Raw genomic sequence first — 11,732 nt, 5'->3', positions numbered from 1 at the left:
GTAAATCGTTCGCTGGGTCTTCTATCTCATCGTTAACATCGTAACCATCATTTACATCACTACCCTCATAGCCATCGTCTAAACCATCATTATCTGTATCTACTCCAGTGTAAGTGTTGTCTGGTTCGCCATCATAATCAAAGTCGTGACCTTCATTACTGTCTGGAACCAAATCATTATCACTATCATCATCTAAATAATCTGGAGTGCCGTCTTGGTCGGTGTCTTCTGGTGTAACACCTTGGTTGCCTGTCCCCTCATAAGCATCGTCCAAACCATCATTATCCGCATCTTCACCACTTGGTGGAAGGTAACCTTCTGTAGGTTGACCTTCTACATTGTCTGGAATGCCATCGTCATCACTGTCGATGTCTAAACTGTCTGGTCTGCCATCGTTATCCGTGTCGATAGTTCCGTCTCCTTCTACTGTATCTAATATACCATCATTATCATCATCTAAATCCACAACGTCTGGTACGCCATCACCATCCGTATCTGGACAATATATTGGTTTTAAATTAAGAACGATACTATGATTAACGTCTTTCTCAGTTGAAAAAAAAGATATGAAACTTGAGCTTTGTTTTGACTGCCATATATAATAAGGTCCCTTTATCACGTCCTCATTTAAAGTATTTTCAACAAAATAAGAGTTTTCATTTATTTGATTAATAAGACCTTGTTGATTGGTAGTCAGATATTCATAGTCTACGAATTCCTCAACAATAATACCGTCAATTGCCCCAATTGAAAGACCATATGAATGTTCTGCCCGAATTTTTACCGGTACGGTACCCGTAATTCTAAATAAAACTGGGTTATTGTCACCTACTACAAAAGTAGTATTGGTTCTAACACTTGCATTTTGTACTTCGACTATAATACTTCCATTCGGGAGGTTCCATTTACTACTTACATCTACTATCCCTTGTAGACTTCCATCAAATATCTTAATGGGAAATTTAAAATCGGAAGGATTAATTCTTTTGAAATCATAAGTCAAGCATGGATCATTGTAATCCGTAATCGTACTTGTGCTTGTAGCGTACGTATTAATCGAAAAAGCAAATATTAAAAACATGAAACTCCTGATAAACCAAGTTCTTTTGCAAGTGGAGTAACGTAAGCCAAATAATGTAGACATATATGATAATATTTTTAAATATTACCATGGCTTAATAGGTGCCTTAAAGGCTATAAGTATATGCAAGAATCTGGGACAATTCTTATTGCATATATACAAGTAATGGGATTATTCTCCCATTTTACTCGATTAAATGCAACATTTAAACATTAAAAAACCTGTTCCTATAAAAAACAATTCTGGGGGAATATAGTAGATGGTCTCGTTAGTGTTGGCACGAAAATACCACCTTATTTTTAATCCGTACAAGCTTATTTTTTGTTTTTTTTCATAGAAATATTAACACTAAGACACCTATATCCAGAAAAAGACACTTATTATTTTAAACTATTTTTGCAGAAATTTTTTTTAAATGAATTTTGAAAGAGAAATAAATAAAAGAAGAACGTTTGGAATTATCTCTCACCCAGATGCTGGTAAAACTACCCTAACCGAAAAGTTACTACTTTTTGGTGGTGCCATTCAAGAGGCTGGAGCGGTTAAAAACAATAAAATTAAAAAATCTGCTACCAGTGATTTTATGGAAATCGAACGGCAAAGAGGAATTTCTGTTGCTACTTCCGTTCTTGCTTTTATTTACAAGAATAAAAAAATAAATATTCTAGACACCCCAGGACACAAAGATTTTGCTGAAGATACATTTAGAACATTAACTGCAGTTGATAGTGTTATCGTGGTCATTGATGTTGCAAAAGGGGTAGAGGAACAAACCGAAAAATTGGTTGAAGTTTGTCGAATGCGCAACATACCAATGATAGTTTTCATAAATAAATTAGACCGTGAAGGTAAGGATGCGTTCGACTTACTAGATGAAGTGGAGCAAAAACTTGGACTTAGCGTAACTCCTTTAAGTTTTCCTATAGGCATGGGATTTGATTTTAAAGGTATTTACAATATTTACGAAAAAAACATCAACTTATTCAGTGGTAATAACAAATCTAACATTGAAGAAACGATAGCATTTGATAATATTGATAGTCCTGAACTAGAAAAGATTATAGGTGAAAAAGCTGCAGAAGCTTTAAGAGAAAACCTAGAATTAGTAGAAGGTGTTTATCCCTCTTTTGATAAAGAGACTTATTTAAAAGGTGAGCAACAACCAGTTTTCTTTGGTTCTGCATTGAACAACTTTGGCGTAAGAGAATTGTTAGACTGTTTTATCGAGATTGCCCCCCCACCAAGACCTAAAATGGCAGAAGAACGTTTGGTAAAAGCCAACGAAAAAGAATTTTCTGGCTTTGTATTTAAAATACATGCCAATATGGATCCAAAACACAGAGATCGGTTAGCTTTTATAAAAATTGTATCTGGAACATTTGAAAGAAACACTCCATATTTACATGTTAGACACAATAAAAAGCTCAAATTCTCTAGTCCAAATGCCTTCTTTGCCGAAAAGAAAGAAATTGTTGACATATCATTCCCAGGAGATATTGTTGGTTTGCACGATACTGGCAACTTTAAAATTGGTGATACCCTTACGAGTGGAGAAGAGTTGAATTACAAAGGAATTCCTAGTTTTTCTCCAGAACATTTTAGATATATAAATAATGCAGACCCTATGAAGGCTAAGCAATTGTTCAAAGGCATAGATCAATTAATGGATGAAGGGGTAGCTCAATTATTTACTTTAGAAATGAATGGTAGAAAAATTATTGGTACTGTTGGCGCTTTACAGTATGAAGTTATTCAATACCGACTTGAGCATGAATATGGTGCCAAATGCACCTATGAAAATTTCCCTGTTCATAAAGCTTGTTGGGTAGAAGCTACCGAAAAGAATGAAGAATTTAACGAGTTTAAACGAGTAAAACAGAAGTTTTTAGCAACAGATAAACACGGTAAATTAGTATTCTTGGCAGATTCTCAGTTTTCTTTGCAAATGACGCAACAGAAGTATCCCACAGTGAAACTCCATTTTACATCTGAATATAAATAATGTAAACTAAAAATTTGAAAATTAACAATAGAAAAGCCCCGCAATGCGGGGCTTTTTCATTTATGCTTCTCCTGTAGGACCAAAATTTAATGGTATAGGAGGTTGTTCATAATCTTTAATAGTTCCGTGAGCATTTTCAAATCGTCTTACATTATCATTTAATGCTTTTAAAAATTTCTTAGCATGCTGTGGAGTTAAAATAATTCTACTTTTTACTTTACCCTTAGGCGCACCTGGCATTAAACTAATAAAATCTACCACAAATTCTGATACTGAATGATTTATAATTGCGAGATTAGAATAAGTTCCTTCTGCAATTTTTTCATCTAACTCAATATTAATTTGTTGTTGTTTCTGATCCTGCTCAGCCATTTATCTATTAAAATTTAAACTCTTCTTTACGAGCCATTATCTCATCATATTCTTCTTTAGAGCCTACTATTATACTATCATAATCTCTCATACCTGTACCAGCTGGAATCTTATGACCTACAATAACATTTTCCTTAAGACCTTCTAACGTGTCTACTTTACCATTAACCGCTGCCTCATTTAAAACCTTGGTTGTTTCCTGGAAGGATGCTGCAGAGATAAATGATTTAGTCTGTAAAGATGCTCTTGTAATACCTTGTAAGATTGGCGTGGCTGTTGCAGCAACGGCATCTCTTGCAGAAACCAAATTCTTATCTGCACGCGTTAAAAGAGAATTTTCATCCCTTAATTGTCTAACAGTAATAATTTGACCAGCTTTTAGGTTATCAGAATCTCCTGCATCCTCTACCACTTTCTTACCAAAGATTTCATCGTTTTCTTTGATAAAGTCATCTTTATGAACCAATTGGTTCTCTAAGAAAATAGTATCACCCGCATCTTGAATTCTTACCTTACGCATCATTTGTCTTACAACTACCTCAAAGTGTTTATCATTGATTTTTACACCTTGTAAACGGTAAACTTCTTGAACCTCATTCACCAAATATTGTTGTACAGCAGATGGTCCTTTAATTTTCAAGATATCCTCTGGAGTAATTGATCCATCAGATAATGGCATACCAGCTCTAACATAATCATTCTCTTGAACAAGAATCTGATTAGATAGTTTAACCAAGTATTTTTTGATTTCTCCTAGTTTAGACTCAATGATAATCTCACGATTTCCACGCTTAATTTTACCAAAAGAAACTACACCGTCTATTTCAGAAACAACAGCCGGGTTAGATGGGTTACGCGCTTCGAACAATTCGGTTACCCTTGGAAGACCACCCGTAATATCCCCTGCTTTTGCAGACTTACGTGGTATCTTAACCAAAATCTTACCTTCTTTTATTTTCTCTCCATCATCTACCATGATGTGTGATCCAACTGGTAAGTTGTAAGAACGCAACACATCTCCTTTACCATCTTTAATAAGTAAGGTTGGTATTAGTTTCTTGTTTCTAGATTCAGAGATAACTTTTTCTTGGAATCCTGTCTGTTCATCTATCTCAACTTGGTAAGTAATCCCTTGCTCAATATTTTCATAAGCAATTTCACCAGTAAATTCAGAGACAATAACACCGTTATATGGATCCCAAGTACAAATAGTATCACCTTTAGATACTTTAGCACCATCCTTAATACTCAATTGAGAACCGTAAGGAATGTTGTTTGTGCTTAATGTGATACCTGTTTTCTCGTCTATTATTTTAATCTCAGACGTTCTAGAGATAACGATGTCAACTTTTTCACCTTCAGCATTTTCACCAGTTACTAAACGTAAATCTTCAATTTCCGCTCTACCAGCAAATTTAGCTTCAAGTCTATTTTCTTCTGAAATGTTACCTGCAATACCACCTACGTGGAATGTACGTAGCGTAAGCTGTGTTCCAGGCTCCCCAATAGACTGAGCAGCAACTACACCCACAGCTTCACCTCTTTGCACCATTTTGTTGGTTGCAAGGTTCCTACCATAACATTTGGCACAAATACCTTTTTCTGCCTCACATGTTAATGGCGAACGCACTTCCATTTTATCAATTGGTGATGCATTAATTTTCTTAACAATGGCGTCATTAATTTCTTGACCTGCAGCCACAAGTAATTCTTCATTCAAAGGATTGTACACATCGTGTAAAGAAACTCTACCAAGGATTCGTTCTCCAAGAGATTCTACTACCTCTTCGTTCTTACGTAAAGCTTCTACCTCAATACCTCTTAACGTACCGCAATCCTCTGAATTGATAATTACATCCTGAGATACATCTACTAATCTTCTTGTTAGATATCCTGCATCCGCAGTTTTAAGAGCAGTATCTGCAAGACCCTTACGGGCACCGTGTGTTGAAATAAAATATTCAAGAATTGATAGTCCTTCTTTAAAGTTAGAAAGAATTGGGTTCTCAATAATCTCACCACCGCCTGCGGTAGATTTTTTAGGCTTAGCCATCAATCCACGCATACCTGTTAACTGCCTTATCTGCTCTTTAGAACCCCTTGCTCCAGAGTCAAGCATCATATATACAGAGTTAAAACCTTGTTGATCCTCACGAATACGCTTCATAGCTAACTCTGTTAGCATAGCATTAGTAGAGGTCCAAACATCAATTACCTGATTATAACGTTCGTTATTGGTAATAAGACCCATGTTATAGTTCATCATAATACCATCTACCTGCTCATTTGCTTCAGCAATCATTTCATGCTTTTCTGCAGGGATAATAATATCACCTAAACTAAAGGATAAGCCACCTTTAAATGCAAAGGTGTATCCCATGGTTTTAATCTTATCTAAGAATGCCGCGGTTCTTGGAACATCAGTAACTGCTAAAATGTCACCAATGATATTACGTAAGGCTTTCTTAGTTAGTACTTGATTGATAAAACCTGCTTCTTCTGGCACCATTTGGTTAAACAATACCCTACCAACAGTAGTATCTACAATCATTGTAACTAACTCACCTTCTTCATTAAAGTCTTTAGTTCTTACTTTAATACCCGCATTAAGATCAACCTTCTTCTCATTGAAAGCAATTTCTACTTCTTCTGGCGAATAAAAAGTAAGCCCTTCGCCTTTTACCGTAATAGTATCATCAGAAACTCTCTTTTTGGTCATATAATACAGACCCAATACCATATCCTGAGAAGGTACCGCAATTGGAGAACCGTTAGCAGGATTTAGTATGTTCTGAGAAGCTAGCATTAATAACTGTGCTTCTAAGATTGCTTCTGGCCCCAAAGGTAAGTGCACTGCCATCTGGTCACCATCAAAATCCGCATTAAATGCAGTACATGCTAGTGGGTGCAAACGTATGGCTTTACCTTCAATCAATTTAGGCTGGAATGCTTGAATACCTAAACGGTGTAATGTGGGAGCACGGTTCAAAAGAACTGGGTGACCTTTCAATACATTCTCCAAAATATCCCAAACTACTGGCTCTTTTTTATCAATAATTTTCTTAGCCGACTTCACTGTTTTTACAATACCACGTTCAATCAGTTTTCTGATAATGAATGGTTTGTATAACTCTGCCGCCATATCTTTAGGCAAACCACATTCGTATAGATTCATTTCTGGACCTACTACGATAACAGAACGTGCTGAATAATCCACACGTTTACCTAATAAGTTTTGACGGAAACGACCTTGCTTACCTTTTAAGGAATCTGACAATGATTTTAAAGGTCTATTAGATTCAGTCTTAACAGCAGAGGCTTTTCTTGTATTATCAAATAATGAATCTACTGCTTCCTGAAGCATTCTTTTTTCATTTCTAAGAATTACTTCTGGAGCTTTGATTTCCATCAATCGCTTTAAACGATTGTTTCTAATAATTACCCTTCTATACAGGTCATTTAAATCTGACGTTGCGAAACGACCACCGTCTAACGGTACTAATGGACGCAATTCTGGCGGAATCACCGGAATTACCTTCATAATCATCCACTCTGGTCTATTTTCACGATTCTCTTGTGATTCACGCAAAGCCTCTACAACTTGAAGTCTTTTTAAGGCTTCTGTTTTACGTTGTTTGGAAGTCTCTGTGTTAGCCTTGTGACGCAATTCGTAAGAAAGTTGCTCAAGATCAATACGCGCCAATAAATCGATAAGACACTCAGCACCCATCTTAGCGATGAATTTATTTGGGTCATTATCTTCTAAATATTGGTTTTCTACAGGAATGGATTCTAAGATGTTTAAATATTCTTCTTCTGTTAAGAAGTCCATTTTATTCAACTCTTCTCCTTCCGGACCTTTAGCAATACCAGGCTGGATTACCACATATCTTTCATAATAGATAATCATATCCAATTTCTTGGATGGTAAACCTAATAGGTATCCTATTTTATTTGGTAAAGAACGGAAGTACCAGATGTGAGCTACAGGTACCACTAAGTTAATGTGACCTACTCTATCTCTACGTACTTTTTTCTCTGTAACCTCTACCCCACAACGATCACAAACAATACCTCGGTAACGGATACGCTTATACTTACCACAAGCACACTCATAATCCTTGACAGGACCAAAAATACGCTCACAGAAAAGCCCGTCTCGCTCAGGTTTGTGCGTTCTATAGTTTATAGTTTCAGGTTTTAAGACCTCACCTCTAGATTCTGCCAAAATAGACTCCGGAGAAGCCAGACCGATGGAAATCTTATTAAACCTTTTTTGTGTGTTATTATCTTTTGCTCTAGCCATGATGCTATAAAGATGAAATGTTTAACTATGTTCTCTTAAAAATAGTTTCTCAACTATAAAATTACTCTTCCAACCTAATATCTAAGCCCAAGCCCTTAAGCTCATGCATCAATACATTGAAAGATTCTGGCAACCCAGGTTCTGGCATGGTCTCACCCTTAACGATAGACTCATACGTTTTAGCCCTACCGATAACATCATCAGACTTCACTGTCAATATCTCACGTAAGGTTGCAGAAGCACCGTAAGCTTCCAACGCCCAAACCTCCATTTCTCCAAAACGCTGACCACCAAATTGTGCCTTACCGCCAAGTGGTTGCTGCGTGATTAACGAGTATGGACCAATAGATCGTGCGTGCATCTTATCATCTACCATATGGCCTAGCTTAAGCATATAAATAACACCTACCGTTGCTGCTTGATCAAAACGCTCACCAGTACCACCATCATAAAGATGTGTATGCCCAAACCTTGGAACACCAGCTTTATCTGTAAGTTCATTAATTTGGTCTAAGGTAGCACCGTCAAAAATTGGTGTACCATATTTTTGGCCCAATTTAAGACCAGCCCAACCAAGAACTGTTTCATAAATCTGACCAATATTCATACGGGATGGTACCCCAAGTGGATTAAGTACAATATCTACTGGTGTTCCGTCTTCTAAGAATGGCATGTCTTCTTGACGCACAATTCTTGCAACTATACCCTTATTACCGTGACGACCAGCCATTTTATCACCTACTTTAAGCTTACGCTTTTTAGCAATGTAAACTTTAGCCAATTTCATGATACCCGCAGGTAGTTCATCACCAACGGAAATGGTAAATTTATCTCTCCTAAGGTTACCTTGAAGGTCGTTTAATTTAATCTTATAGTTGTGAAGCAAGTCTGCAACTAATACGTTGGTTTCTTCATCTGTAGTCCATGTTCCGCTCACCAAGTGTGCAAAATCATCTACAGAATTCAACATCTTTATCGTGTACTTCTTCCCTTTCGGCAATACTTCTTCTCCCAAGTCATTTTGTACACCTTGAGATGTTTTACCGTTTACTAAGTGAAATAACTTTTCTATAAGAACATCTTTAAGTTGTTGGAATTTAACTTCGTACTCCAATTCTAACTTAGAGATTGCCTCTTTATCTTCAGAACGTTTTCTCTTATCTTTAATAGACCTAGAGAATAACTTTTTATCAATTACCACACCTCTTAAAGAAGGGGATGCTTTTAAAGATGCATCCTTAACATCACCTGCTTTATCTCCAAAAATAGCACGTAATAATTTCTCTTCTGGAGTTGGATCAGATTCGCCTTTAGGCGTAATCTTACCAATTAAAATATCGCCTGGCTTAACTTCTGCTCCGATACGAATCATACCATACTCATCCAAATCTTTTGTTGCTTCTTCCGAAACGTTTGGAATATCGTTAGTTAATTCTTCGGCACCTAATTTAGTATCTCTAACCTCTAAAGAATATTCATCAATATGTATAGACGTAAAGATGTCTTCCCTTACAACTTTTTCTGAGATTACAATTGCATCCTCAAAGTTGTACCCTTTCCATGGCATGAAAGCTACCTTCATATTCCTACCAAGAGCTAACTCTCCTTTTTCTGTCGCATAACCTTCACAAAGTACCTGTCCTTTTTTAACCGAATCACCTTTTCTTACGATAGGTTTTAGGTTAATAGAAGTACCTTGGTTCGTTTTACGGAACTTTATCAGATTGTAAGACTTATAATCATCATCAAAACTGATTAACCTTTCTTCCTCGGAGCGGGTATATTTTATGATGATTTTTTGTGCATCAACATAATCAACAATCCCGTCGTCTTCAGCATTGATTAATACTCTTGAGTCTTTAGCAACTTGTGCTTCTAAACCAGTACCTACGATTGGAGACTGTGGACGCAATAATGGTACTGCTTGGCGCATCATGTTTGATCCCATCAAGGCACGGTTCGCATCATCATGTTCTAGGAAAGGAATTAAAGATGCTGAGATAGAAGCAATTTGGTTAGGAGCCACATCCGTATACTGGATTTCTGCTGGGTCTACCACAGGAAAATCTCCTTCTTCCCTTGCAATTACTTTATCAGTATCTATAGTACCATCATCTTTTAAAGGAATATTTGCTTGCGCAATTTTCATTCCTTCTTCTTCCTCCGCACTTAGGTAAATGTGATTATGAACATCTACTTTACCTTCTTCCACTTTTCGGTAAGGAGTTTCTAAGAAGCCCATTTGATTCACTTTGGCAAATACTCCTAATGAAGATATCAAACCAATGTTTGGACCTTCAGGAGTTTCTATAGGACAAAGTCTACCATAGTGCGTATAGTGAACGTCACGCACCTCAAAACCGGCTCTTTCTCTAGAAAGACCACCAGGCCCTAAGGCAGATAAACGTCTCTTGTGTGTAATCTCTGCTAATGGGTTGGTCTGATCCATGAACTGAGACAACTGGTTAGTACCAAAAAATGAATTAATTACAGAAGACAATGTCTTTGCATTAATCAAATCTATTGGGGTAAACACCTCGTTATCACGCACATTCATACGCTCACGTATGGTACGAGCCATACGAGCTAAACCAACTCCAAATTGAGAAGACAGTTGTTCCCCTACAGTTCTAACACGACGGTTAGATAAGTGATCAATATCATCAATCTCCGCTTTGGAGTTAATCAACTCAATTAAATACTTGATAATTGTAATGATATCTTCTTTGGTCAAAACTTGTTTGTCCATTCCAATATCCAACCCAAGCTTTTTGTTCATTCTGTAACGCCCTACTTCACCTAAGTTATAACGTTGATCAGAGAAGAACAATTTGTCTATGATTCCACGTGCAGTCTCCTCATCTGGCGGTTCTGCATTACGTAATTGTCTATAGATGTGCTCTACCGCTTCTTTTTCTGAGTTGGTAGGATCCTTTTGTAAAGTATTGTGGATGATGGCGTAATCAGACTGACTATTGTTCTCTTTATGAAGAAGAATAGTTTTTACATCAGCATCTAAAATTTCGTCAATATGCTCTTTTTCAAGAATGGTATCACGATCTAATACAATCTCGTTTCTTTCTATAGAAACTACCTCTCCTGTATCTTCATCCACGAAATCCTCGTGCCAGGTATTTAACACCCTAGCAGCAAGTTTACGACCAAGCACCTTCTTTAATCCGGCTTTAGATACTTTTACTTCCTCCGATAAATCGAAAATTTCAAGAATATCCTTATCCCTTTCAAAACCTATAGCTCTAAAAAGTGTAGTTACCGGTAATTTTTTCTTTCTATCAATATAAGCGTACATAACGCTATTGATATCTGTTGCAAATTCTATCCAAGAACCTTTAAAAGGAATTACCCTAGCAGAATATAATTTTGTACCATTAGCATGAAAAGACTGGCCAAAAAATACACCTGGTGAACGGTGTAACTGAGAAACAACTACTCTTTCTGCACCATTAATTACAAAGGTACCGCTAGGAGTCATATATGGAATAGTACCCAAATAAACATCCTGTACAATTGTTTCAAAATCCTCGTGTTCTGGATCAGTACAATATAATTTTAATCTTGCCTTAAGTGGCACACTATAAGTTAATCCCCTTTCAATACACTCTTGTATGGAATATCTAGGTGGATCAATGAAGTAATCTAAGAACTCTAATACAAATTGATTTCTTGTATCGGTGATTGGAAAATTTTCCATGAAGGTATTATACAAACCTTCGTTGCCTCTCTCGTCAGATTTAGTCTCAAGTTGAAAAAAATCTTGAAAAGATTTAATCTGAATGTCCAAGAAATCCGGGTAATCCGGTATGTTCTTAGCCGATGCAAAGTTTACTCTTTCAGTCTGATTTGTGAACATCTATGGACGAATTTTATAGTGAAATCTCTAAACAGGTTACGTGCACCATTACACGTTGCTTTATAAAACGGGCTAAGGTCTTAACCGATTTACGGTAAGA

General features: G+C 36.6%; 4 protein-coding genes and 1 pseudogene. 1 reads left to right on the top strand and 4 read right to left on the bottom strand.

The features are described from left to right. Positions 1-1,081 (bottom strand): annotated as a pseudogene (locus tag FBT53_RS16335) (hypothetical protein); the annotation flags it as partial. A gap of 415 nt (positions 1,082-1,496) precedes the next feature. Between FBT53_RS16335 and FBT53_RS14410 the strand changes: the two are divergent. Then, positions 1,497-3,083 carry a peptide chain release factor 3 gene (locus tag FBT53_RS14410; RefSeq protein ID WP_136951893.1) on the top strand — a complete coding sequence of 529 codons (1,587 nt, stop codon included), beginning with the start codon at positions 1,497-1,499 and terminating at the stop codon, positions 3,081-3,083. Positions 3,084-3,143: 60 nt separating this feature from the next. Here the strand turns inward: FBT53_RS14410 and FBT53_RS14405 are convergent, their stop codons facing one another. From FBT53_RS14405 to rpoB, 3 genes are all read right to left on the bottom strand, one after another. Next, a complete protein-coding gene (locus FBT53_RS14405) occupies positions 3,144-3,455 on the bottom strand; it encodes a DUF3467 domain-containing protein (protein WP_136951892.1) in 312 nt (103 codons plus the stop codon). 7 nt (positions 3,456-3,462) lie between these two features. Continuing rightward, on the bottom strand, positions 3,463-7,761 hold the full coding sequence (gene rpoC, locus FBT53_RS14400) for a DNA-directed RNA polymerase subunit beta' (protein WP_136951891.1): 4,299 nt from the start codon (positions 7,759-7,761) through the stop codon (positions 3,463-3,465). A gap of 61 nt (positions 7,762-7,822) precedes the next feature. Next, positions 7,823-11,632 carry a DNA-directed RNA polymerase subunit beta gene (gene rpoB / locus FBT53_RS14395; protein WP_136951890.1) on the bottom strand — a complete coding sequence of 1,270 codons (3,810 nt, stop codon included), beginning with the start codon at positions 11,630-11,632 and terminating at the stop codon, positions 7,823-7,825. Positions 11,633-11,732 lie beyond the last annotated feature (100 nt).

Origin of the sequence: Flavobacterium sp. ASW18X (assembly GCF_005144745.1) — a bacterium.
Taxonomy (GTDB): domain Bacteria; phylum Bacteroidota; class Bacteroidia; order Flavobacteriales; family Flavobacteriaceae; genus Croceivirga.
The sequence above is the reverse complement of the archived record's forward strand: the minus strand, read 5'-3'. Positions and strand labels throughout refer to the sequence as shown.

What these genes read in the sequence shown, in the direction of transcription:
- FBT53_RS14410 (WP_136951893.1), top strand. Translation starts at nt 1,497, where the DNA reads ATGAATTTTGAAAGAGAAATAAATAAAAGAAGAACGTTTGGAATTATC.
- FBT53_RS14405 (WP_136951892.1), bottom strand. Translation starts at nt 3,455, where the DNA reads ATGGCTGAGCAGGATCAGAAACAACAACAAATTAATATTGAGTTAGAT.
- rpoC (WP_136951891.1), bottom strand. Translation starts at nt 7,761, where the DNA reads ATGGCTAGAGCAAAAGATAATAACACACAAAAAAGGTTTAATAAGATT.
- rpoB (WP_136951890.1), bottom strand. Translation starts at nt 11,632, where the DNA reads ATGTTCACAAATCAGACTGAAAGAGTAAACTTTGCATCGGCTAAGAAC.